The sequence below is a fragment of the Vogesella margarita genome (assembly GCF_028548475.1).
Lineage (GTDB): Bacteria > Pseudomonadota > Gammaproteobacteria > Burkholderiales > Chromobacteriaceae > Vogesella > Vogesella margarita.
This window is the reverse complement of record NZ_JAQQLE010000012.1, coordinates 75,929-98,882: the sequence shown is the minus strand read 5'-3', so window position 1 is coordinate 98,882 and position 22,954 is coordinate 75,929. Positions and strand designations below refer to the sequence as shown.

At 59.0% G+C, this 22,954-nt stretch carries 27 protein-coding genes; 21 read left to right on the top strand and 6 right to left on the bottom strand.

All coding sequences use genetic code 11. The annotated features are described in order from the left end of the window. Positions 1 to 59: 59 nt before the first annotated feature. Together merP and merT are read right to left on the bottom strand one after the other, a co-directional pair. Positions 60 to 359, bottom strand: a complete 300-nt coding sequence (gene merP, locus PQU96_RS13250) for a mercury resistance system periplasmic binding protein MerP (protein WP_272772882.1) — start codon at positions 357 to 359, stop codon at positions 60 to 62. Between the two features lie 15 nt (positions 360 to 374). Continuing rightward, complete coding sequence (merT, locus tag PQU96_RS13245) at positions 375 to 725, bottom strand: mercuric ion transporter MerT (protein WP_272772881.1); 351 nt, start codon at positions 723 to 725, stop codon at positions 375 to 377. Between the two features lie 71 nt (positions 726 to 796). Here merT and merR point away from each other — a divergent pair, with 71 nt between their 5' ends. The 3 genes from merR to PQU96_RS13230 all read left to right on the top strand — a co-directional run bounded on the left by merR (position 797) and on the right by PQU96_RS13230 (position 3,270). Beyond that, the gene (gene merR, locus PQU96_RS13240) at positions 797 to 1,252 is read left to right on the top strand and encodes a mercury resistance transcriptional regulator MerR (protein WP_272772880.1); all 456 of its coding nucleotides are present in this window, start codon (positions 797 to 799) and stop codon (positions 1,250 to 1,252) included. A 170-nt stretch (positions 1,253 to 1,422) separates the two neighbouring features. After that, a complete protein-coding gene (locus tag PQU96_RS13235; protein WP_272772879.1) occupies positions 1,423 to 2,022 on the top strand; it encodes an MBL fold metallo-hydrolase in 600 nt (199 codons plus the stop codon). A gap of 12 nt (positions 2,023 to 2,034) precedes the next feature. Beyond that, a complete protein-coding gene (locus PQU96_RS13230) occupies positions 2,035 to 3,270 on the top strand; it encodes an MFS transporter (protein ID WP_272772878.1) in 1,236 nt (411 codons plus the stop codon). A gap of 418 nt (positions 3,271 to 3,688) precedes the next feature. On the opposite strand, the gene PQU96_RS13225 is transcribed toward PQU96_RS13230, so the two are convergent. Then, positions 3,689 to 4,744, bottom strand: coding sequence for a DMT family transporter (locus tag PQU96_RS13225; protein ID WP_272772877.1), 1,056 nt, complete (start codon positions 4,742 to 4,744; stop codon positions 3,689 to 3,691). Beyond that, positions 4,741 to 5,232 carry a Cd(II)/Pb(II)-responsive transcriptional regulator gene (gene cadR / locus PQU96_RS13220; protein ID WP_272772876.1) on the bottom strand — a complete coding sequence of 164 codons (492 nt, stop codon included), beginning with the start codon at positions 5,230 to 5,232 and terminating at the stop codon, positions 4,741 to 4,743. The genes PQU96_RS13225 and cadR overlap by 4 nt, the downstream gene beginning before the upstream one ends. Positions 5,233 to 5,312: 80 nt before the next feature. Between cadR and PQU96_RS13215 the strand changes: the two genes are divergently transcribed. From PQU96_RS13215 to PQU96_RS13200, 4 genes are all read left to right on the top strand, one after another. Then, positions 5,313 to 7,655 carry a heavy metal translocating P-type ATPase gene (locus tag PQU96_RS13215; RefSeq protein ID WP_272772875.1) on the top strand — a complete coding sequence of 781 codons (2,343 nt, stop codon included), beginning with the start codon at positions 5,313 to 5,315 and terminating at the stop codon, positions 7,653 to 7,655. A 146-nt stretch (positions 7,656 to 7,801) separates the two neighbouring features. Next, positions 7,802 to 8,089, top strand: a complete 288-nt coding sequence (locus tag PQU96_RS13210) for a TFIIB-type zinc ribbon-containing protein (protein WP_144373783.1) — start codon at positions 7,802 to 7,804, stop codon at positions 8,087 to 8,089. A 473-nt stretch (positions 8,090 to 8,562) separates the two neighbouring features. Beyond that, complete coding sequence (locus PQU96_RS13205) at positions 8,563 to 9,015, top strand: disulfide bond formation protein B (protein ID WP_272772874.1); 453 nt, start codon at positions 8,563 to 8,565, stop codon at positions 9,013 to 9,015. Beyond that, positions 9,012 to 9,665, top strand: coding sequence for a DsbA family protein (locus PQU96_RS13200; protein WP_272772873.1), 654 nt, complete (start codon positions 9,012 to 9,014; stop codon positions 9,663 to 9,665). Before PQU96_RS13205 ends, PQU96_RS13200 begins: the two co-directional genes overlap by 4 nt. Positions 9,666 to 10,074: 409 nt before the next feature. On the opposite strand, the gene PQU96_RS13195 is transcribed toward PQU96_RS13200, so the two are convergent. Together PQU96_RS13195 and PQU96_RS13190 are read right to left on the bottom strand one after the other, a co-directional pair. Continuing rightward, on the bottom strand, positions 10,075 to 11,460 hold the full coding sequence (locus PQU96_RS13195; protein ID WP_272772872.1) for a heavy metal sensor histidine kinase: 1,386 nt from the start codon (positions 11,458 to 11,460) through the stop codon (positions 10,075 to 10,077). Then, positions 11,457 to 12,143, bottom strand: a complete 687-nt coding sequence (locus PQU96_RS13190; protein WP_272772871.1) for a heavy metal response regulator transcription factor — start codon at positions 12,141 to 12,143, stop codon at positions 11,457 to 11,459. Before PQU96_RS13190 ends, PQU96_RS13195 begins: the two co-directional genes overlap by 4 nt. Before the next feature lie 321 nt (positions 12,144 to 12,464). Here PQU96_RS13190 and PQU96_RS13185 point away from each other — a divergent pair, with 321 nt between their 5' ends. The 14 genes from PQU96_RS13185 (at position 12,465) to PQU96_RS13120 (ending at position 22,927) form a co-directional block, all read left to right on the top strand. Next, the gene (locus PQU96_RS13185; protein ID WP_272772869.1) at positions 12,465 to 12,821 is read left to right on the top strand and encodes a hypothetical protein; all 357 of its coding nucleotides are present in this window, start codon (positions 12,465 to 12,467) and stop codon (positions 12,819 to 12,821) included. A gap of 257 nt (positions 12,822 to 13,078) precedes the next feature. Then, on the top strand, positions 13,079 to 14,164 hold the full coding sequence (locus tag PQU96_RS13180) for a hypothetical protein (RefSeq protein WP_272772868.1): 1,086 nt from the start codon (positions 13,079 to 13,081) through the stop codon (positions 14,162 to 14,164). A gap of 11 nt (positions 14,165 to 14,175) precedes the next feature. Continuing rightward, the gene (locus PQU96_RS13175; protein WP_272772867.1) at positions 14,176 to 15,573 is read left to right on the top strand and encodes a multicopper oxidase family protein; all 1,398 of its coding nucleotides are present in this window, start codon (positions 14,176 to 14,178) and stop codon (positions 15,571 to 15,573) included. Positions 15,574 to 15,599: 26 nt separating this feature from the next. Then, complete coding sequence (locus PQU96_RS13170) at positions 15,600 to 16,076, top strand: cupredoxin domain-containing protein (protein ID WP_272772866.1); 477 nt, start codon at positions 15,600 to 15,602, stop codon at positions 16,074 to 16,076. A gap of 61 nt (positions 16,077 to 16,137) precedes the next feature. After that, the gene (locus PQU96_RS13165; protein ID WP_272772865.1) at positions 16,138 to 16,467 is read left to right on the top strand and encodes a copper-binding protein; all 330 of its coding nucleotides are present in this window, start codon (positions 16,138 to 16,140) and stop codon (positions 16,465 to 16,467) included. A 26-nt stretch (positions 16,468 to 16,493) separates the two neighbouring features. Next, positions 16,494 to 17,021, top strand: coding sequence for a c-type cytochrome (locus tag PQU96_RS13160; protein ID WP_272772864.1), 528 nt, complete (start codon positions 16,494 to 16,496; stop codon positions 17,019 to 17,021). Between the two features lie 90 nt (positions 17,022 to 17,111). Then, entirely contained in the window at positions 17,112 to 17,528 is a 417-nt protein-coding gene (locus PQU96_RS13155) for a hypothetical protein (protein ID WP_272772863.1), read from the top strand. A 114-nt stretch (positions 17,529 to 17,642) separates the two neighbouring features. Beyond that, a complete protein-coding gene (locus tag PQU96_RS13150) occupies positions 17,643 to 18,029 on the top strand; it encodes a hypothetical protein (protein ID WP_272772862.1) in 387 nt (128 codons plus the stop codon). A 90-nt stretch (positions 18,030 to 18,119) separates the two neighbouring features. Then, positions 18,120 to 18,428 (top strand): DUF5676 family membrane protein, encoded by a 309-nt coding sequence (locus tag PQU96_RS13145; RefSeq protein ID WP_272772861.1) that lies wholly within the window; start codon positions 18,120 to 18,122, stop codon positions 18,426 to 18,428. A 4-nt stretch (positions 18,429 to 18,432) separates the two neighbouring features. After that, positions 18,433 to 20,790, top strand: a complete 2,358-nt coding sequence (locus PQU96_RS13140; protein ID WP_272772860.1) for a heavy metal translocating P-type ATPase — start codon at positions 18,433 to 18,435, stop codon at positions 20,788 to 20,790. Further along, positions 20,787 to 21,026 (top strand): hypothetical protein, encoded by a 240-nt coding sequence (locus PQU96_RS13135; RefSeq protein ID WP_272772858.1) that lies wholly within the window; start codon positions 20,787 to 20,789, stop codon positions 21,024 to 21,026. Before PQU96_RS13140 ends, PQU96_RS13135 begins: the two co-directional genes overlap by 4 nt. A 1-nt stretch (position 21,027) precedes the next feature. Next, positions 21,028 to 21,270 carry a DUF2933 domain-containing protein gene (locus tag PQU96_RS13130; RefSeq protein ID WP_272772857.1) on the top strand — a complete coding sequence of 81 codons (243 nt, stop codon included), beginning with the start codon at positions 21,028 to 21,030 and terminating at the stop codon, positions 21,268 to 21,270. Continuing rightward, entirely contained in the window at positions 21,267 to 21,914 is a 648-nt protein-coding gene (locus PQU96_RS13125; RefSeq protein ID WP_272772856.1) for a methyltransferase family protein, read from the top strand. Before PQU96_RS13130 ends, PQU96_RS13125 begins: the two co-directional genes overlap by 4 nt. Positions 21,915 to 21,925: 11 nt before the next feature. Next, the gene (locus PQU96_RS13120) at positions 21,926 to 22,927 is read left to right on the top strand and encodes a YncE family protein (protein ID WP_272772855.1); all 1,002 of its coding nucleotides are present in this window, start codon (positions 21,926 to 21,928) and stop codon (positions 22,925 to 22,927) included. Positions 22,928 to 22,954 lie beyond the last annotated feature (27 nt).

The window sequence follows — 22,954 nt, the reverse complement described above, 5'->3', positions numbered from 1 at the left end:
TCGTTTGTGGCACCAGCAGGCCATGGCGTCAGATGTGCTGCAGTGCCGTTTTCAGTGGTTCACTGCTTGACGCTGGACGGATAGCCCGCGTCCTCGGTTGCCTTGGTCAGCTTCTGCACGCTGGTCTTGGCATCATCGAAGGTGACGACCGCTTCGCGCTTCTCGAAGGTCACGACAACTTTACTGACGCCTTCGACCTTGGAAATCGCCTTCTTGACGGTGATCGGGCAGGCGGAGCAAGTCATGCCGGGTACGGACAGCGTGACGGTCTGGGGGGCGGCCCACACGGGTGCAACAACAGCAGCGAGGGCGAGGGAGGCAAACAGTTTTTTGGCTTGCTTTGAGGCTTGCGTTTTCATGATGAACTCCTGTTATCAATAGAAAAATGGCATGACGTAAGGAAATCCAAGTGCAACCAGTACCATCGTGGCGACCACCCAGAACATGAATTTGTAGGTGCTGCGTACCTGTGGGGGCGCACACACATCCCCCGGTTTGCAGGCTTGCGCCGGTCGGTAAATGCGCCGCCAGGCGAAGAAAAGCGCCACCAGCGCCACGCCGATAAAGATGGGGCGATAGGGTTCCAACACCGTCAAGTTGGCGATCCAGGCGCCGCTGAACCCCAAGGTGATCAGAGCTAGCGGCCCCAGGCAGCAAGTGGAAGCGAGAATGGCGGCCAGCCCGCCGGTAAAGAGGGCGCCGCGCCCGTTTTGCGGCTCAGACATGCGCTTTTCCTTTCGAATCGGGGATTGGTAATGTAACCTTAGTTCCGTAGTTATGTACGGAGTCAACTGGTATGAAAAACATTCTGGAGAACCTGACCATCGGTGCCTTCGCTAAGGCCGCTGGGGTCAATGTAGAGACCATTCGGTTCTACCAACGCAAGGGCTTGTTGCCGGAGCCGGACAAGCCCTATGGCAGTATCCGCCGCTATGGCGAGGCGGATGTAACGCGGGTGCGGTTCGTGAAATCGGCCCAGCGGCTGGGCTTCAGTCTGAATGAAATCGCCGAACTGCTGCGGCTGGAAGATGGAACCCATTGTGAGGAAGCCAGTAGCCTGGCCGAGCACAAGCTCAAGGACGTGCGCGAGAAAATGGCCGACTTGGCACGCATGGAGGCCGTGCTGTCTGATCTGGTATGTGCCTGCCATGCGCGAAAGGGAAATGTTTCCTGCCCGATGATTGCGTCACTGCAAGATGGAACGAACCTCGCAGTGTCGGTGCAGGGTGGTCACGGGGTGACTACGCCTTAGCGTGCTTTATTTTCTGTTTTCTGAGACGGCCCCTATGTGGCACCGGCATAGACGTACAGGGCAGATTTCGTTGTTATTGGTTGAAGGCGCTAAGCACTCGACACTCGCACAATTTGCCAAGTGGACCGCTGAGGCAGACAAGGGTCTGATTTTCTGAGAAGGGGTCAATAATGCTTTTCAAGCAACTGGCAACCAAGGAATCTACTTTGTCCTACTTCTTCGACTGTGCGAGTTGGCCCAGCGTGCAGATGCACTCGTACTTTCTGCATGAGTCCGACCAGGTGCTGATGAAGTATGAGTTCGAGTTCTTGTGCGACGGTCAGTTGCTGGATGTGGGTAACGTCAAGATCAAGGTGCTGCACACGCCGGGCCATACTCCGGACAGAGTCTGTCTGCTGGTCACCGATGCGCGTCGTGGCGAGGCGCCCTGGTTCGTGATCACCGGCGACACCTTATTCGTCGGAGCGGCGGGACGCCCCGATTTGGCGGGGCGGGAAGTAGAAATGGCCGGTACGTTGTACGACAGTCTGCATGGCAAGCTGCTGACGTTACCGGGTGAATTGGAAATCTATCCGGGGCATCAGGCCGGTAGCGTCTGTGGTGCTGGCTTGTCGGGCAAGCCATCATCGGCCCTCGGTTTCGAGAAACGCTGGAACCCCGCTCTGACCATGGGTAAAGCGGCTTTCGTCGACTACCTGACCAATGAAATTCCGCCTCGTCCTGTCGATATGGACGCCATGGTGCGGGCCAATCTGGGTCTGGGAGGCTGAGGCATGCACACGATGTCTATCCGCCTCGGGCTGCGTGAGAATCTCGGTCAATTCTCGCTGCTGGTGCTCGTCAATGCCTTTGTCGGTGCAATGGTGGGGCTTGAGCGCAGCATTCTGCCGGCCATTGCCGAGCAGGAGTTTCACATCGCAGCGCGGACAGCGATTCTCTCCTTCATCGTGGTGTTTGGCGTCTCCAAGGCATTGACAAACTATTTCGCTGGACATTTTTCCGACCGTTTTGGCCGCAAGCAGGTGCTGGTGGCGGGATGGCTGACCGCCATCCCGGTGCCATTTGTCCTGATGTGGGCGCCGGACTGGAACTGGGTGGTCGGGGCCAACGTGCTGTTGGGCATGAGCCAAGGGCTGACCTGGTCCACCACGGTGATTATGAAGATCGACTTGGTCGGTCCGAAACAGCGGGGTCTGGCAATGGGGCTCAACGAGTTTGCCGGCTATTTCGCCGTGGCGAGTAGTGCACTGGCCACCGGCTGGTTCGCTGCTCGTTTCGGACTCAGGCCCGAGCCGTTCTATTTAGGGGTTGTCTACGTCGTGATTGGTTTGCTGCTTTCTGTATTTGTGGTTCGAGAAACCCGGCATTACGTGGCGCATGAACTGCGTACACACCATCCAGAGACCGGCGAGAGCAGGCTTACTCAAGGCGAGATATTCCGCCGTACCTCGCTGACCGATTGCAATCTCTCCAGCGTCAGCCAGGCGGGACTCGTCAACAACCTGAATGACGGCATGGCTTGGGGTCTGTTTCCTCTGGTTTTCGCCGCAGCGGGCATGACCCTGGTGCAAATTGGCCTCCTTGCTGCGATCTATCCAGCCGTCTGGGGTGCTTCACAGATCTTTACCGGTGCGCTATCGGACAAAATCGGCCGCAAGTGGCTGATCGTATGGGGGATGTGGCTGCAGGCCGGGGGTATCGCCGTGACTGCGCTGACAGCAGACTTCATGACTTTTGGACTGGGGGCGGTGTTGCTTGGTCTCGGAACGGCAATGGTCTACCCAACGTTGCTTGCCGCAATCGGTGACGTGGCTCACCCCTCTTGGCGTGCCTCTGCTGTCGGCGTATACCGTTTCTGGCGTGACCTTGGCTACGCAGTAGGCGCGCTGTTGGCTGGCATCACTGCCGACCTGTTTGGCCTGGTGCCGGCCATGTGGCTGGTGGCGGCACTGACCTTACTATCAGGGCTGATCTCGGCAGTGCGCATGACTGAAACTTTTACGAGAGGAACAGGGTGAACGAGAGCAACAACTCAGTTGCCTTTGTGGAACCACAAACACCGTGCGAACGCGTCTCGCATGGTGAGGGTTGACCATCTCGATATCTGATTGGTAGAGGCGTTCGTCGCGGGCCACATTGAGAGGCGATTAACATTCCCGCTGATCAACTGGCCGTACAGCTCGGAGAGAGCTCCAAGAGTGAGTCCATCGTCTCAGCCTGAAACTCAGGAGCTGCTGGAGTCCACCGCGACCCCATCTACAGGATTGCCGGTCTGGTCGGTTTCTAGTCAGTCAGCATTTGACGCCGTTTTCTTGCGAAAAAACATGGCGGAGTGGGTAGCAATTTTTGTTTGTGGAGCACAGCTGCACCATAACTTGTGCCGTTATGGCCAGCTGCCCGGGTAGGGTGGGAGGTCGCAGGTGTTACCCAGCGTCATCAATGTTTGTGGCGGTGGTGGATATCCGGATAATGCGCATGCTTGTGCGTCAGGGCGGGATGCTGATGTGGATGTGCATGCGGCTCACGGCCGTCCCATTCGAAGTCGTGCGCATGCTGGTGATGAGCGTCATGCAGATGGCGATGATGGTGTTCCAGCGCCTCATGGCTGTGCTCGTGCTCATGTCGTTCAGTCAGGTGTAGCCACACCCCGGCGGCCATCAGGGCGCTGGCCAGCCAGAATGACAGCGATGTGGACTCACCCAGTAGCAGAATGGCTAGGGCGGCACCGATGAATGGCGCGGTAGAGAAGTAGGCGCCGGTACGCGCCGCGCCTAGGCCGCGCAATGCCAGCACGAACAACACCAAGCTCACTCCATAACCGAGAAAGCCCACCAGCATGGCCGGTAGCAGGATGGATGTCGCCGGTAGGCTGGCGCCGAGGAACAGTGCCATGCCGAGGTTGGCCGCGCTTGCCACCAGTCCCTTGGTACTGGCGATAAACAGGGCATCACTGGCCGACACCTTGCGCGTCAGGTTGTTATCCACTGCCCAAGCTAGGCAGGCCGCAGCAATCAGTACAGGACCGGCGAGGTCGGTGGTGGCCTCGCCCGAGGCAGGAACACTCAGCAGCACACCGCCGGCTACGATTAACACCATTCCCAGCACGATGCGGCGGTCAGCATTTTCCCGGAACACCACCCAAGCCAACACCGCGGTCAGGACGGCTTCCAGATTGAGCAGTAGGGAGGCCGTAGCAGCACTGGTTTGCGCCAGGCCCGCCATCAACAGCACCGGGCCCGCGATCCCGCCGGAGGCAATCGCGCCCAGCAGCCAAGGCCACTCTGCGGCTGGCAGTCCGGTAGGCTTCCAGCCTCGGTCACGTATCAGGCGGACTAGGCTCAGCCCCAGGCCGCTACCGAGGTAAAGCAGACCGGCCAGCAGGAAGGGTGATAACCCGTCCACCAGCAGTTTGGCCAGTGGGGTGCTGGCGCCGAACAGTGCCGCCGCGCCCAGTGCAGCGAGTACCGACGGAGAAAAATCCAGAGCTTTCATTTTTGCTTTTCCCCGTGGTTATGAGCATCGCTGCTGCTGTGGCTGCCGGAAACGTGGCTATGTGTCAGCGCCGGGCTGCGCCAGGCGGTATCGCCCGGGTGGTCGAGCTCGCGCAGGATACCGCAGTCGCGGGTAGCTCGTGCGGCATGGCACTGGCTACGCAAGTCGATCAGTTGGCCCTCCAGTGCCCGCAGTTCGGTCATCCGTGCCTGTACGTGCAGTAGGTGGGTGTCGATCAGCTCGTTGATGGATTCGCAACTGGCATCCGGTTGCTGGCGGGCGTCCAGTAAGGCCCAGATCTCACCATGGGTCATGTCTAGTGAGCGGCAGCGACGGATGAAGGTCAGCCGGTCGAGGTGGCTGAGGTTGTACTGCCGATAGTTATTACTTTCGTTACGCACTGCCGCGTGTAGTAGACCTTCGCGCTCGTAATAGCGCACCGTCTCGACGGGACAGCCGGCCTGTTTCGCCAACTCACCGATTTGCATGCTGTACCTTTCTCCGCTTGACCCTGTAGTTACTTTAGGGTGTTCAATGCCAAGCATACGACGAAAAACGGAGTTCCACCATGTCCAGCTGCTGCGACCACGACCACCATGACAAGAAACCTGCCACCGGAGTGACACCACAGGATCAGGCGACTACCAGCCAAACCCCCAAGCGCCGCATCATTCCAATCATGGGGCAGCTGCAACAGTCAGCGCCCGCGCATGAGCATGAGCACGACCATGGCCACAACCATGATCACGCTGCTAATACCTGCTGCGCGCCGGCGCCGGCCAGCTTCGGTAGTCTGGCGGCTGCAGAGATGGTGGATGGCGGGGTGCGTACCTCGATGCGTATCATGCAGATGGACTGCCCGACTGAGGAAGCGCTGATCCGTAAGAAGCTGGGCGGCATGGCGACGGTGAAGAGCTTGGAATTCAACCTGATGCAGCGCGTACTGACGGTAGTGCATGCCCCCGATGCTTTGGGGGCGGTACTGGACGCGGTGCGTTCGCTGGGTTTTCACCCGGAACTGCCAGACGCCAGTGGTCAGTTGGCCGCTAGCCAAGAAACAGCCAAGCCGTGGTGGCCATTGGCACTGGCCGGCATGGCTGCGCTGGCATCGGAGGCTGCCAGCTGGATGGGGCTGCCCGGCTGGTTGGCCGCAAGCCTTGGTGTTCTGGCAGTGGCCTTGTCCGGAGTCACAACCTACAAGAAGGGCTGGGTGGCGATCAGCAACGGCAATCTGAATATCAATGCCCTGATGAGCATTGCGGTCACCGGCGCTCTGGCGCTGGGGCAATGGCCGGAGGCCGCCATGGTGATGGTGCTGTTCACTATTGCCGAACTGATCGAGGCCAAATCGCTGGATCGGGCCCGTAATGCCATTTCCGGTCTGCTAAAGCTGGTGCCGGAAACGGCAACCGTGCAACAGGCGGATGGTTCCTGGCAGGAAGTCGACGCCGGCAGCGTAACGGTGGGCCGCATGGTACGGGTCAAGCCTGGCGAGCGCATCGGGTTGGATGGTGAAATCGTCAGCGGTCGTTCTAGCGTCAACCAGGCGCCGATCACCGGCGAGAGCCTGCCTGTGGACAAGACCGAAGGCGACACGGTATTCGCCGGCACCATCAACGAATCCGGCTCCTTTGTCTACCGGGTGACCGCCGCTGCCAACAACACCACGCTCGCGCGCATCATTCATGCGGTGGAGGAGGCACAGGGTGCCAAGGCGCCGACTCAGCGCTTCGTGGATCAGTTTGCCCGTGTCTACACACCGGCAGTGTTTATCATTGCTCTGCTGCTTGCCATCCTGCCGCCGCTGCTGTTGGGTGCCAGCTGGCATGACTGGATTTACAAGGCGCTGGTGCTACTAGTGATCGCCTGTCCGTGTGCGCTGGTGATCTCTACCCCGGTCACCATCGTCAGTGGCCTGGCCGCCGCTGCGCACCACGGCATTCTGATCAAGGGCGGCGTCTACCTGGAAGAGGGCCGCAAACTGGCCTGGCTGGCGCTGGACAAGACTGGCACCATCACCCACGGCAAACCCGAGCAAACCGACTTCGAGCCGCGAGCCGCGCTGGACGCCGAGCATTGCCGCCGCCTGGCGGCCAGCCTGGCTGGCCGCTCCGACCACCCGGTGTCGCAAGCCATTGTCCGTGCGACCAACCTGGGGGCCGGCGCACATGCGGCAGTGGATGGCTTCGAGGCGCTGCCCGGTCGCGGTGTGCGTGGCATCATCGATGGCATTACCTACACGTTGGGCAACCACCGGTTGTTGCATGAGCTCGACCTGTGCAGCCCAGAGTTAGAGGTAAGGCTGGATGTGCTGGAGCGCCAGGGCAAGACAGTCGTGATGCTGAGCGATAGCAAACAGGTGCTGGCCTTGTTCGCAGTGGCGGACACGGTGAAGGACAGCAGCCGCGCTGCCATTGCCGAGCTGCACCAACTGGGCGTCAAGACGGTGATGCTGACTGGCGACAACCCGCACACCGCCGCCGCGATCGCGCAGCAAGTCGGTATCGACCAGGCGCGCGGCAACCAGCTGCCGGAGGACAAGCTGCAGGCCGTGGCCTCGTTCGAACAAGAGGGCACCGTGGGTATGGTAGGTGACGGCATCAACGACGCACCGGCACTGGCGCGCGCCCATATCGGCTTCGCTATGGGTGCCATGGGCACCGATACCGCGATCGAAACAGCCGACGTGGCGCTGATGGATGACGACCTGCGCAAGATTCCGACCTTCGTGCGCCTGTCGCGTGCTACCCGGGCGGTGCTGGTACAGAACATCACGCTGGCATTGGGTATCAAAAGCGTATTCTTGGTGCTGACGCTGTTGGGACTGGGCACTATGTGGATGGCGGTGTTCGCCGATGTGGGTGCCAGTCTGCTGGTAGTGGGTAATGGTTTGCGTCTGCTGCGCAAGTGAACCAGGGTTGGCCGCAGTCTCATGGAACCTGCGGTGTGGTGGTGGGTCTCAATACGCCATTGCACTGCAAGCCCTACCTGTAGCACCCCTGTGCGCAAGCGTCCGATACACGTTCTGCCAAACTGTCATCTCATCAAGGAGCTACCATGAAGTGCCCAGTCTGTCCCGATGTCACACTGACCATGACCGAACGGCAAGGAATAGAAATCGACTACTGTTCGCAATGTCGTGGTGTGTGGTTAGACCGCGGCGAGCTGGACAAGATAATCGAGCGCTCGGTTGGGGACACTCGCCCAGCCCAGAACGCCCAGCCGTTTCATGCACCGCCAACACCACAACCTTACGGTAGTCATGGCCATCAACATCGCCAGCATGAATACCATGAGCGCAAGCACGGCCATCACAAGTCGTTCTGGAAAGAGCTGTTCGACTAGTTCCTGATGGCTGATGACCACCGCATGCGTATCTTCCGCTTTATCTACCTTTTCCTGGCACTGGTGTTGCTATCGCTGCAAGCTATGGGCATGCCACATGGTGGCAGTGTCTGCACCGATGTGGCGGTACGGTGTTGCGGACAAGGGGGTAGCGCTAAATTAGACGATGGACAAGAGCCTCCCTCGGTCGGTGCGGATTGCTGCGCCTTGCAGGCCGGCCCGCAGCCGGTTGCCAGTATGCGCTTGCCGGGCGCGATAATGGCACCGCAGCAAGCCTGTGAACCTCACCCGCTGACGGGACGTGCCGTCGCGCCTCCTCTACGCCCCCCTACCGCTTGTAGTTCATCCTGCTGATCGACACAAGGCGATTAGCGGTGGCTCCCATGCCGCTATAACTATCGTGTCGTGTATTCCGTTGACCGTTACCGGCTTGTCCGGCTGCGGTATATTTCCCGTCTGACGAAGACCATCTCATGACATCTCTGGAGCTTTCCGCACCAGCACGGCCAACCCCTACGGCCTGGTTGCTGGTTTTTAGCGCCTGGCTGCTGGCTACGGTTGCCACGCTTGGGGCGCTGTTTTTTGGCGAAGTGATGTTGCTACCACCCTGCGTATTGTGTTGGTACCAGCGCATCTTTATGTTTCCCCTCGTTCTGATTCTGCCGCTGGGGCTGCTTCCCTTCGATCACAAGGTGGTGCGCTATGCGCTGGCTCTGGCCGTGCCTGGGGCACTGATAGCGACATTCCACTTGCTACTGGTGGCTGGGGTAATTCCTGAGGCCATCCAGCCTTGCTCACAAGGCGTACCGTGTTCGGCCACTGTAATTGAGTGGTTTGGCTTTATCACCATCCCGCTGCTATCCGCAGCTGCTTTCTTCACCATTATCGCGTTGCTGTTGGCAACGTTCTTTCGAGCTTGCAAATGAAACAAAAAACCATATTCATCTTGGCCGCTGCTGCTTTACTGTTGAGCTTTGTGGCCGCTGCCGTCATCTACAAGAACAACCAGCGTGAGCAGGCTGAGCAGCAGGCCAGCGCCAATCGCGAAGCTCTGGTGCGGGTGTACTCACCGACCCTTGGCAACGCAAATGCGCCGGTAGTACTAGTAGAATTTTTTGATCCAGCCTGCGAAACCTGCCGGGCGTTTTATCCACTGGTCAAGGAGATGATGGCGGCCAATCCAGGCAAGATTCGCCTGGTTTTGCGCTATGCTCCTTTCCATGCTGGTTCCGACCAGCTGGTGGCCGCATTGGAGGCAGCACGTCGACAAGGAAAATTCTGGGAAGCGTTAGAAGCGCTGTTGGCAGAGCAGGACAACCTTGCCCAGAACCATACTGTAGAAACAGATCGTATCTGGAAGTACTTGGACGGGCTCGGATTAGATCTGAACAAGTTGAAAGCCGATATGGCGTCGCCGGATATTGCCAATGTGATTGCCCAGGATCTAGCTGATGCACAAACCCTGAAAGTGAGCAAGACGCCAGAGTTCTACGTCAATGGCAAGCCTTTGCCAAGCTTTGGTTTTGAGCAGCTCAAGGCGCTGGTGGCAGAGGAGATTGAGAAGAACAAGCTCTGAGCACATAACAATCGGTAAGCCGAGTCGGAGGGAGGGTGCCTCCCTCCGATCTACCACAACTGCTTAGTACATTTGTGGATGGAGATTGACCGATCTTGGGTTGCTAGCGGACAGATGAATACATTCTGCTGAATGACTGCTTTGGTCGATCTGTACGCACTGGCATTCCAGTTGGTATCCAGTCGAATCCGAGAGGGCACCTAAATTTCGATCGGCTCTGATATCTCCAATGCGTCGTCTAATTCGATATCCAAATATCGAATAGTGCTTTTGAGTCGTCCCAGTGATATGCGCGACACGCGGCTGATCTTGCCAATGCCCTGCAGCGGGGACTGCCGCCCTGACTGCCCATCCTGCACGGCTTGGCCAGAGGGCAGGAAGGCGACTGTCATCATTCGGAGCCACCCGATCAGGCCGCGGGTGAGGCGTGATCAGGGAAATGCAGTGTGAAGCAGGTCCAGTCGTCAACCGACGTGACACCGATACTGCCACCATGCACCTCGGCAATCGAGCGGGTGATGGCCAGGCCCAACCCGGAGCCATCAGACTCCGCTGCCACCCGGGCGGAGTCTGCCCGAAAGAAGCGGTCGAACAGTCGCGGCAACTGAGCAGCCGGAATGGAGGGGCCGGGGTTGCCGACACTGACTGCAGTACCATGTTCATCTTGCTGAATGCTAATACTGACCACGCTATCCGTCGGGGTATAACGCAAAGCATTAGACAGTAGATTGCTGAGTGCCCGGCGCAGCATCAGGCGGTCGCCCCAAATCATGCCACTACCTGTCTGCTGTAAGCGGATGTTTTTCTCTTCCGCCAGCGCATCGTAGAAATCCAGCAGGGCCGCCACTTCGTCCTCGATGGCGATACGCTCCCGGCTTGGCAGCACCAAGCCGTGCTCGGCCTTGGCCAGAAACAGCATGTCAGACACCATGCGTGCCAGCCGCTGAAACTCCTCGGCATTGGACGCCAAAATGTCGCGATACTCGTCGGCTGAGCGCGGCATGGAGATCGCCACCTGTGTTTCGGTCAGCAGGTTGCTGATGGGCGTGCGCAACTCGTGAGCAAGGTCGGACGAAAACTCCGACAGCTTGCGGAACTCCTCCTGTAGCCGGCGCAGCATGGCGTTCAGCGACTCGGCCAGATCGGCCATTTCAACGGGGACGGACTCCACTGGCATCTGGGCTTCCAGGCGCTGGCCGGTAATAGCCTGTGCCCTGGCCTTCATGGCACGCAGTGGCGCCAGACCATTGTGCGCCACCCACCAGGCCAGCAAACCACCAACCAGAGCTGACAGCAGGATGTACACGGCCAGTGACTGACCAATCATGCCAATAAAATGTTGGTGCCGCCGGGTGTCGATCGCGGCGCAGATAGTCAGTGCTGTGCGGTCAGTATCGGCGAGTTGCCCACCACCACACATGCCGTGATAGTCAATGCCGCCATGCTGCCAACTCACCATTTGCTGACTAGCATCGATGTCCTGTGAAGGAAAGTGAAATGCGGCTGGTGACTTGGAGGCGTAAACTGGGTAGTCCAGCCTCTGCAGTTGGACATACAGGTCACGGTGATTGTGTACCACATCATCCAGCCGAGCGGCCAAGGCTGGAATGCTGGATGATGTACTCATCACTTCGCGGATCAGCCCTAGCTTGTCGCGCAGATCGTCGGCGTCCTGTTCCGCAAAATGCTGGTTGATCATCACGCTGACCAAGATGCCGAGGCCTGTCAGCAACAGTACCGACACTGCTGCATAGAACATGGTCAGCCGTGTCGTCAGCGAAAACCTTCGCTTCACGCCTTCTCCTCCGATGCTTCCAGCACATACCCCATACCACGTACGGTATGGATGAGCTTGAGATCGAAATCGTCGTCCACCTTGACTCGCAGCCGCCGCATGGCGACATCGATTACATTGGTATCGCTGTCGAAGTTCATATCCCAGACTTGCGAGGCAATCAGTGAACGCGGCAGCACCTCGCCCTGGCGACGCATCAGCAGTTCCAGTAGGCCGAATTCTTTAGCGGTGAGCGTAATGCGTCTTCCGTCGCGACTAACGCGACGGCGCAGCAGATCCAGCTCCAAATCGGCAACCTGCAAAGTAGTTACTTCGACTGTTCCCCGGCCACGACGCAGGATAATACGTACTCGTGCCAACAGCTCGGCAAAGGAAAACGGTTTTACCAAATAGTCATCCGCGCCCAGTTCCAGTCCTTTCACCCTGTCTTCAACTTGATCCCGGGCTGTCAGAAACAGCACTGGCATGGTTTTTTGTTGCCGACGTAGTTGAGTGAGTACCTGCCAGCCATCCATGCCAGGCAGCATCACATCCAGAATCACTAGATCATGATTGCCTTCCAACGCCAAGTGCAATCCATCCACGCCATCATGTGTCAGGTCTACGGCAAAGCCTGCCTCGCACAGCCCAAGACGCAAATATTCACCCGTCTTAACTTCATCTTCAACGATCAGAATTTTCATAGCGTACTCCTCTTCCGCACTCTTGTAGTTTGCCACTAACCAGCATCGCCATGCTCTAGATGACATATTTGTAATCTGAGTGTCAGCTTTCTGTTTGCTTCTTTCTCCTAAAGTGATGACAACAAAACCTGAAATGCACGTTTTGCTCAGGTCGTGCAAAACACTACCAGGGAGTAAAAAAATAGGCCCTGCTCAAGTTATTTTCTCGCAGATGGATTTGCTCCGAAGCTTGGGCAATTTAGTGCATATGCATGAATAAGGCGGAATAGCTTTACAACTTGTTCACCAAATTTATTACCTAGTTTTAAAAGGAATTGAATCATGAAAAAACAGCTAATGCTTGCATCTCTTTTTGCGCTACTGACTGGCATTGCCCAAGCAGGAGAAATTGCTGGCCGCGAAGGTGGTGATGCACCGTACATGGTTGCCGGCCGTGAAGGCGGTGATGCGCCATACATGGTTGCTCGCCGTGAAGGTGGTGATGCGCCATACATGGTTGCTCGCCGTGAAGGTGGTGATGCGCCATACATGGTTGCTCGCCGTGAAGGTGGTGATGCGCCATACATGGTTGCTCGCCGTGAAGGCGGTGATGCGCCGTACATGGTTGCTCGCCGCGAAGGTGGTGATGCACGTTACATCTCGAAGCGTGAATCTGGCGATGCGCGCTACATCGGCTAACTACTGTGTATCACAGAGAAGGTCCGTGTTTCTGACCTTCTCTGTGTGCTTCACTTCACTATTATTTTTCAGCAATTTTTTAGGACCTGATGAGCGCAATCACTCTGCCCACATTAGACAACTGATGAAAATGACAAATTTGTAATCCAGCTGTCAGGTTCCTGTTCATATTGGTAAGACAGAATCGCAATGCATATTTCAGAACCTTAAGCCTTGACCATGACAAGACATCAGCGGGCAGGGAAGGAGCCAGGTGCATGAACAAAAAAATATTACTCGTAAGTCATTTGTTTTTGCTGGCTAGCTTGGCACAGGCACAGCAAACGCCTGATTCCGAGTGGCGCCAAGCCAATCAGCAAGTAGCGGAGTTCCCTAGAGGGCATGCAGATGTACTGAAGTGGGAGCAAGCCAATTCGGTTTCTACTAACACTACAGACAACAAGCCAGCCACCCTGTCGTTGAAGAGTATTGACGATGCCGTATACCTAGCTTGGCAAACCCATCCAGACTTAGCTAAGCCCATGTCTCAACTGGGGCGTGCGGAGGTGGGGCTAATTGCCAGTGGACAATGGCAAGCGCTGTCCCTCTCAAAGCTACGCAAGATTGATGATGCTGATGAAGTAATCGGCATTGCTCATGCCACGCGTAAAACCGTGTTGGCAGCGATCGCTGTCGAACAAGGCCTGCCTTCTCAGCAAGAAGCCATGCAAGCGGATGAAGCTGCGGCAGAACTCGGCTCCCGTCTTGCGAAAGTAGGTAACTGGAGCAAGCTGCAGGATGCCCAGCAGCAATTGTCCCGTCTTGCCTCTCTGCAGCAATGGCAACGCAGCCAGTACACCGCACTGCAAAGTCGTGCATCGGTTCTCAAGTCTCTGCAGCAGTGGAACCGTAGTACGCCACAGACATTGGCGCTACCGGCTTCTCTGCCTTCTTTGCCTACGAACATGCTATCCGAGCAGGCCGTACAAACTCGTTTGAATAAGGTGGCGGATACCTTGCCATTAGGCGAGCAAATCGGCATGCGTGCTAACGCCGAGCTGGCCTACAGCGCCTATCGCACAGCCTATACCCTGGCCAAGGATAGTCAGCAGCAGGTTCTTAAACTGAGACAGTTCATCTACGACGAAACCGTACTGCGCTACAACGGCATGCTTATGAATACGTGGGAGTTACTGGCAGAGTCTCGTGCCCGTGCATTAGCCCAGGTAGAGGCGATCAATGCATTGCGGGACTTTTGGCTTGCGGAAGCCGATTTGCAATTAGTGATGCTGGGCCATGTTCCGGAAAGTTTTGTTTCTCTGGCAGCAGGTGGCGGCGATAGCCCTGCCGCTGCTGGCCACTGAAAGGGTAATCCATGAGTATCGATCCATCCCGTCGCCAATTCGTTGCCGGTGCCGCCACCGCGGTCGTCGGTGCCACCGTGGCCCGCTCGGCGCTGGCCGCCTTGCCGGAACCGGTGATCCAGACCTCGGTGGAAACGGCTCCGCCGCTGATCCCGAATAGCGGCCGCCCGTACAACCCGGTGGTCACCCTGAACGGCTGGACCTTGCCCTGGCGCATGAACAACGGCGTCAAGGAATTCCATCTAGTCGCCGAACCGGTGGAACGCGAGATGGCGCCGGGCTTCACCGCGCAACTGTGGGGTTACAACGGCCAGAGCCCGGGTCCAACCATCGAAGTGGTGGAAGGCGACCGCGTGCGCATCTTCGTCAGCAACAAGCTGCCGGAACATACCAGCATTCACTGGCACGGCCAGCGCCTGCCCAACGGCATGGATGGTGTTTCCGGCCTGACCCAGCGCAGCATCAAGCCTGGCAAGACTTTCGTCTACGAATTCGTGGCGCGCCGCCCCGGCACCTTCATGTATCACCCGCATGCCGACGAAATGGTGCAGATGGCGATGGGCATGCACGGCTTCTGGGTAACCCACCCCAAGGGCAATCACCCGCTGATCGACGAGGTCGACCGTGACTTCTGCTTCCTGCTCAACGCCTTCGACGTGGAGCCGGGCAGCAAGACGCCCAAGGTCAACACCATGACCGATTTCAACATCTGGGCCTGGAACAGCCGCATCTTCCCGGGCATCGACTCGCTGAATGTGCGACTGAACGACAAGGTGCGCATCCGGGTCGGCAACCTGACCATGACCAACCACCCGATCCACCTGCATGGTCATGAGTTTCTGGTCACAGGTACCGATGGCGGCCCGACACCGAAATCCACCCGCTGGCATGAGGTCACCACCGATGTGGCGGTCGGTCAGATGCGGCAGCTGGAGTTCATTGCTGACGAAGAAGGCGACTGGGCGATTCATTGCCACAAGAGCCACCACACCATGAATGCCATGGGGCACGACGTGCCGACCATGATCGGCGTCGATCACCGTGGTCTGGTGCAGAAGATCCAGAAAGTAGCACCAGACTACATGCTGATGGGTGAGCGTGGCATGGCTGACATGGGTGAAATGGAAATGCCGATCCCCGACAACACCGCGCCGATGATGACCGGGCAGGGACCGTTCGGCCCACTGGAAATGGGCGGTATGTTCAGCGTGCTGAAAGTGCGCAAGGACCTGCCGGCCGGTAACTACAAGGATCCGGGCTGGTACCAGCACCCGGCTGGTACCGTTGCCTACGAATACAGCGGTGAGCTGCCGACTGCGCCGCGGCAGCAAGCTGCGGTCAACCCGCAAGCTGCCACCGCTACCACGGTCAAAGCCAAAAAACCGGGGATGCCCCCTGGACAGCATTAACCACACCACCATCAGGAAAGCGCTACATGAAAACCACCCACCACCTTCTCGCTATTACCCTGCTAACTAGCTTGGGCATTACCTCGGCCTTTGCCGGTGGCGCCCATGCTGGGGGGCATGATGAGTCTGCGATTGGACAGCCGGGCAAAGCGACCAATGTGACCCGCACCATTCAACTGGATGCTACAGACAACATGCGTTTCTCCGCACCTCTGATCACGGTGAAGCAAGGCGAAACCATCCGCTTCGTGATCAAAAATCTGGGCAAGGTGAAACACGAGTTCAGTCTGGGCACGGAAAAAGAATTGCTGGAACACTACGAGCAGATGAAGAAATTTCCGGATATGGAGCACGACGAGCCAAGCAAGGTATCGCTGGCCCCGGGCGCCAAGGGCGAGGTGATCTGGCAGTTTTCCAAGGCTGGCACCGTCGATTTTGCCTGCCTGCACCCTGGCCACTACGATGCTGGTATGAAGGGCTTGATCAAGGTTGCCAAAAAATAACGCCGCACCGTGGCTGGCCTGATGGCTAGCCACCGTTTTCATTCTTCAGGAGCATGACACGATGACTATCCGCGCACTGATTCTCGCCTCTGCCATGGGTTTGGCAACCCTGAGCCCTTTTGCCCAAGCCACTCAGACGCCGGTTGCTACCACCAATAGCAATATGGCCATGCTGACCGATGGTGAAGTCCGCAAGATCGATCCTACCGCAGGCAAAATCACCATCAAGCACGGTCCAATCGTACATATGGACATGCCTGGCATGACCATGGTGTTTACCGCCAAGGACAAGACACTACTGGATCAGGTCAAGGTCGGCGACAAGATCCGCTTCATGGTCAGTCATGAAGATGGCAAGATGCTGGTCACAGATATCCAGCCTGCCAGCTGACCATCATGGCCAGCTAAACCCTGGCCATGCCTTATCCACTTTTTGTCGACCGTGAAAACATGCCGTCTCTCACTCGCAAACAGCAACTCGTCGCCGTAGCCTCCGTAATCGGCCTGTTGGCCGCAGGCTTGGGGTTCTATTGGTATACCGCCACGACCCCCGGGCCGACATCGCTCACGCTGCGCCCGGACGATGCCGCCCTAGTTGTGCGCGGCCAACAGGTTTACCTGGCCAATTGCGCCAGCTGCCACGGCGGCAAGCTGGAAGGTCAGCCCAACTGGCGCGAGCGCAATGGCCAAGGCATGTTGCCGGCACCGCCGCACAACGAGACCGGCCACACTTGGCACCACCCGGACGAGATGCTGTTTGAGCTGACCAAGTATGGCGTTGCCAAGGTAGCCAAAATGCCAGACTACCAATCCGCCATGCCGACATACGAGGGCAGGCTGAGTGATGCCGACATTGTCGCCGCGCTGTCGTGGATAAAAAGCCAGTGGCCCGCCGAGATCCGTGCCCAGCACGATGCGGTAAACCAGCGGGCCCGGAAAGGCTGACCATGCCCGCCAGAAGTGATTGACCGCCATCAAGCCCCGTTAATGAGCTGCGGTCTATAGTGCTATCAACCTTTACAGGAGCCTGTCACCATGCGCCTTATCCAAGCAAGAGCCCGGCAACTGTGCCGCCTGTTACTGGCAGCATGGTGTCTGGTGTTTGCGTTTGGCGTGCTGCTTGGTTGTCAGGAGCAAGCAGCGGATAGTCATGACTCTGTCGCTGTCCATGCCCAGGCGGCACAGTCGCTGACTACAGTAGGGCACGCCGCAGCCCACGATACGTCGCAGTCTCCGCTGTGCGAACAAGCCTGCCAGACGCTTTCCTCCCCGCTAGCCAAAGCTGATGTCAGCGTTGCGCTGCCGCTGTTGTCCACCCTGTTGCTTGTCTGGTTCCTGCTGCCGCCATTACTGTGGCTGGCGCCGGCCATCGCCCCCCATCTGCTTTCACCGCCCGCCACCGGTGGCACGCCACCGCGACCACACCTACTGTTCCAGCGCTTCAACAACTAGCCAATCCAGCCTTCCCGCCACTGCGACGCCTTGCCTCGTAGCGACTTCGCTCGTGCCCGGCGCGCAATCGCGCTGCATTTTGCACGTCATTTTTCATCTTGGAGGACTTTGATCATGAACAGCCTGAAGCATTTTTCCGCAGCCCTGCTGCTGGCCGCCGTTGCCAGCCAGACCCTAGCCGCGCAGCCACCGATGCAGCCCAATGCGGCCAATATGGAAATGCAGATGCAGAAGATGCGCACCATGCACGACAAGATGATGGCGGCGAAGACACCACAGGAACGACAAAAACTCATGGCTGAGCAGATGCAGTCGATGCAGGACGGTATGGCCATGATGCAGTCCATGGATAAAGACATGATGGCCAAAGGCATGATGCCGTGTCAGGGCATGGGTGCTGGGGCCCCAGACGCTAAAACCATGATGGAGCAGCGCATGAAGATGATGGACATGATGCAGCAGATGATGGGGCAGCAAGGCAAAACGATGCCCATGCAATAAATCGGGCGCCGCCATGGCGGGTAAGGCGCGGCGCTGATCGCGGCGCGCCCGACCCACACCTCCCTGTGCCCTTCCCGCAGGAGTATCCAGATGAAGACCTCGCACTGGCATACCGGTCGCAGCCTCGCGATCACCATGGCAATCAGTTACACCGTGTGCGCGCTGTTGTACCGGCTGTGGCCGGAGCAAGGCGTTGCCTTTCTGAACGCCCTGTTCCACGGGCTGGACTTTGGCCGGCTTCGCACACCGACACCATTCAGCCTGGGGGATTTTTTCTTCCCGCTGACGGTGCTGGTGGGGTGGGGCTTTGTCACCGGCACGGTATTCAGCTGGGTAAGCCAGTGTCTGGCGCGCTGTTGTAAGCACCAGGCGCACTGTGCGCCCCCGGACAAGGAGTGATGGCATGGCTCACGTCAAGGATCCGGTATGTGGCATGACGGTGGACAGCAGCAAGGCTGCGGCCAACTATCGCTATGCTGGGCAGGATTACTGGTTTTGCTCCACGCACTGCCAGCAGCAGTTTGTGGCCACGCCCGCGCGCTATGCGGCGGCACCGGCCGATACGGGGCCGACGGCTGGGTCGCAACATCAGCACCATGCCCCTGCAAGCGCTGCAATCGAGCCAGGAGAAAAGGCCAAAGACCCGATCTGCGGCATGGTGGTCAACAAGGCCACCGCGCTGAAGAGCGAACGTGGCGGGCGCAGCTATTACTTCTGCAGCGAAACCTGCCTGCGCACCTTCGAGTCGCCGGAAAACGAATTGAAGTCGATGAAAACCCGCGTCACCATCGCCATGACCGGGGTACTGGCGCTGGCGGTGCTGCGCGCCGGCGCCTTCCTCGGGTTGGCAACCGGAGCCACGCTACTGAGCTGGGCGCCCATTCCCAATCTGCCATGGTTCACCTGGGGCATGTGGCTGTTCCTGCTGGTGACCCCGGTGCAGTTCATCGGCGGCTGGACCTTCTACCGCGGTGCCTGGAACACGCTGCGCACCGGCAATATCAATATGGACTTCCTGATCGCGCTGGGTACCTCGGTAGCGTACTTCTACAGCGTGGTGGTGATGTTCTTCCCGGACGTGCTGCCGGTGAAGGTGGCCGAGCGCGACGTGTACTTTGAAGTCTCCGCCGTGATCATCGCCTTCGTGCTGCTGGGGCGCTACATGGAAGAGATCATCAAGAAGAAGTCTTCCGCCGCCGTACGCCGGCTGCTGGACCTCAAGCCCGCCACCGCCCATGTGCTGCGCGATGGCCAGGAGGTGGAGATTCCGGCCGGCAGCATCATGGTCGGGGAAACCGTGGTGGTGAAGCCCGGCGAGAAGATCGCGACCGACGGCGAGGTCATTTCCGGCCAGTCCACGGTGGATGAGTCGATGCTGACCGGCGAATCCATGCCGGTGGAAAAGCAGCCCGGTCACACCGTGATTGGCGGCACCCTCAACCGCGCCGGCGTGTTCAGCTTCCGTGCCACCCGCATTGGCGCCGACACCGCGCTGGCGCAGATCATCCGCATGGTGGAAGAAGCGCAGACCAGCACCGCCCACATCCAGCGCCTGGCGGACGAGGTAACCCGCTACTTTGTGCCGGCCGTGATCAGCGTGGCGGTGCTGGCATTTGTCGGCTGGTGGCTGGCCGGCGACTTCCCGCAGGGACTGCTGGCCTTCATCGCGGTGCTGATCATCTCCTGCCCGTGTGCGCTGGGCATCGCCACCCCGGCGGCGCTGATGGTGGGCGTCGGCAAGGGCGCGGACGGCGGCATGCTGATCCGCGGTGGCGAGGTGCTGGAGCGGGCGGAAAAGCTCAGCTGCGTGGTCTTCGACAAGACCGGCACCCTCACGCGCGGCGAGCCGACGGTGACCGACATCGTGCCGTTTGATGTCCACGATGAACTGGACGTGCTGCGCCTGGCGGCGGCGGTGGAAACCGGCTCGGAGCACCCGCTGGGTGAGGCGATCGTACGTGCGGCCAACCATCGGCAGCTAACTTTGCCGGCGGCCAGCGCCATTACCGGTCTTGCCGGCTTGGGTATCCGCGGCCAGGTCAATGGCTTGCCGGTTTGGCTAGGCAACCGGCGGCTACTGGCCCAGCAGGGCATCGCCACTGGCGTGGCCGATGACGCCATGCGGCATCTGGAGCAAAACGGCAAGACCGCGATGCTGGTGGGGTATGCAGACAAGCTGATCGGCATCATCGCCGTGGCTGATACGCTGAAGCCGGAGGCCAGCGAAGCCATTGCCCTGCTCAAACAGCAGCACATCAAGGTGGTGATGCTCAGCGGTGACAACCAGCGTACTGCGGGCGCCATCGCCCGACAGCTGGGTATCGAGCGGGTGATTGCCGAGGTGCTGCCCGAGGACAAGGTCAAGGTGATCCAGCAGCTGCAACAGGAAGGTGAGGTGGTGGCGATGGTGGGCGACGGCGTCAACGATGCGCCGGCGCTGGCCACCGCCGACATCGGTATCGCCATCGGCTCCGGCTCCGACGTGGCCAAGGAAACCGGCGGCATCATCCTGATTCGCAACGATGTCCGCGACGTGGAGAACGCCATCCGCCTGTCCCGCGCCACCATGCGCAAGATCAAGCAGAACCTGTTCTGGGCCTTCATCTACAACAGCATCGGCATTCCCATTGCCGCCCTGGGGCTCATGAACCCGATGGTGGCTGGCGCCGCCATGGCGTTGAGCTCGCTCTCCGTCATCGTCAACTCGGCGCTGCTGAAGCGCGTGCGCATCAGTACCCAGGCGGAAGGAGCAGCATCATGAAGACCCGGGCCTACCAACTCTGCGCGCTGCTGGCACTTGCCATCATGGTGTTCGTGCTGCTGCGTTTTGGCTTATCGCTTGCCACGCTGTTGCTGGCACTGCTGTTGGCCGCATGTCCGTGGGGCGTGATCTGGCTGAGCTACCGGCTGGCACGGCAGGCGGAATCCGAGATTGACCAGGCCGTCGCCGCCAACAAACCGGATGAGCATGACAGCCAGCATGGAAAAGGAGTCTGAAATGACCGAACAACATGATCAACACGAGCAACATGGCAAGCGCAGTCACTGGGTCTTCATCGGTTTTGTGCTGGTGGCCGGCTTCTTGCTGTTCACCGAGCACCGGGCGCATGTACTGGGCGCATTGCCGTACCTGCTGCTGCTTGCCTGCCCGCTGATGCACCTGTTCATGCATCACGGCCATCGCCATGGCGGGGCATCACGCCGCCCCCACCGGCACGATCAGGATGGAGAACAACCATGAACGACCATATGCAGGCCTACGGCTTATGGGGGCTGGTACTGATCAACTCGCTGGTCTTCATCATCTTCGCCTTCAGCTTCACCAAGCCAAAGTCGGCACGAGACTGGCGCTCGCTGGGGATGTTTTCCGCCTTCATCGTGGCGCTGTTTACCGAGATGTACGGCTTCCCGCTGACCATCTACCTGCTGTCCGGCTGGCTGGGCAGCCGTTTCCCCGGTGTCGACTTCATGTCGCACGACAATGGCCACCTGCTGGAAGTGATGTTTGGCTGGCGTGGCAATCCGCACTGGGGGCCATTTCACCTGCTCAGCACGGTGCTGATCTTCGCCGGCTTCTGGCTGCTGTCCGCCGCCTGGCGTGTGCTGTATCACGCCCAGCGCCGGCATGAGCTGGCGACGGCGGGACCCTATGCCCGCATTCGCCACCCGCAATACGTCGGCTTCGTCGTCATCATGTTCGGCTTCCTGCTGCAGTGGCCAACCCTGCTGACTCTGCTGATGTTCCCGATTCTGGTCTGGATCTACTCCCGCCTTGCCCAGCACGAAGAAGCCGACATGCTGGCGCAGTTTGGCGAGCGCTACCAATCCTACCGACAGCACACCCCCGCCTTCATCCCCGCCAAGGGGCAGACACAACATCATTAAAGGAATCCCTCATGCGCAAGCTTATTCCCGCCTCGCTGCTGCTCGCCTTCTCGCTGACGGCCACATCCGCACTGGCGGCGCCATCCGGCACCGTGTTTACCGCCAACGAGCGCGGCAATTCCATCAGCCAGATCACGCTGGCAGATGGCAATGTCACCACCATCCCGCTGGAAATTTCGCCGCACAATGTGCAGGTCAGTGCCGATGGCAAGCGCCTGCTGGCGGTGGGCATGAACATTCATGCCGGCCACCATGGCAGCGGCCAGAGTGCCGGCGAGCTGCAGGTGTTCGACCTGCCGCTGGGCAGCCAGCCGAGCTTTGTCCTGCCGGTGGCGGGTCACCCGGGGCACGTCGTGACCGACCGCGATAGCAAGCTGGCTTTTGTCACCGATGCCGGCAACAACGCGGTGCAGGTATACGAGCTGGCAAGCAAACGGCAGATAGCCACTATCAACACCGGCAACTATCCGCATGGCTTGCGACTGAGCCCGGATGGCAGCACCCTGTATGTGGCCAACGTGAAGAGCGACAGCGTATCGGTGATCGACGTGGCCAGCCTGCGGGAAACCGGGCGTATCGCCGTGGGCAATGCCCCGGTGCAGGTGGGTTTCGCCGCTGATGGCAAACAGGCCTATGTATCGTTGAGCGCGGAAAACGCGCTGGGTCTGATCGACACCGCCAGCCGCAAACTGAGCGGCAAGGTGAAGGTTGGCCGCAACCCGATTCAGATGTACGCCACCCCGGACGGCAGCAAGGTGTTCGTAGCCAACCAGGGTAGCAGCAAGCAACCGGACGACCGCGTATCGGTGGTCGACCCGACCGCCGGCAAAACCATTGCCGAGGTGAAAACCGGCCCAGGTGCACACGGCGTGGCGATCAGCAGTGACGGGCAGTACGTGTTTGTCAGCAATATCGAAGCCGGCACCATGTCGGTGATCGATAGTCGTCAACACCGCGTGCTCAGTACCTATCAGGTAGGGGCGGGACCAAACGGCATCAGCTATCGCGACTAAGTTAATGCGATGTGACGGCTGCTTTCT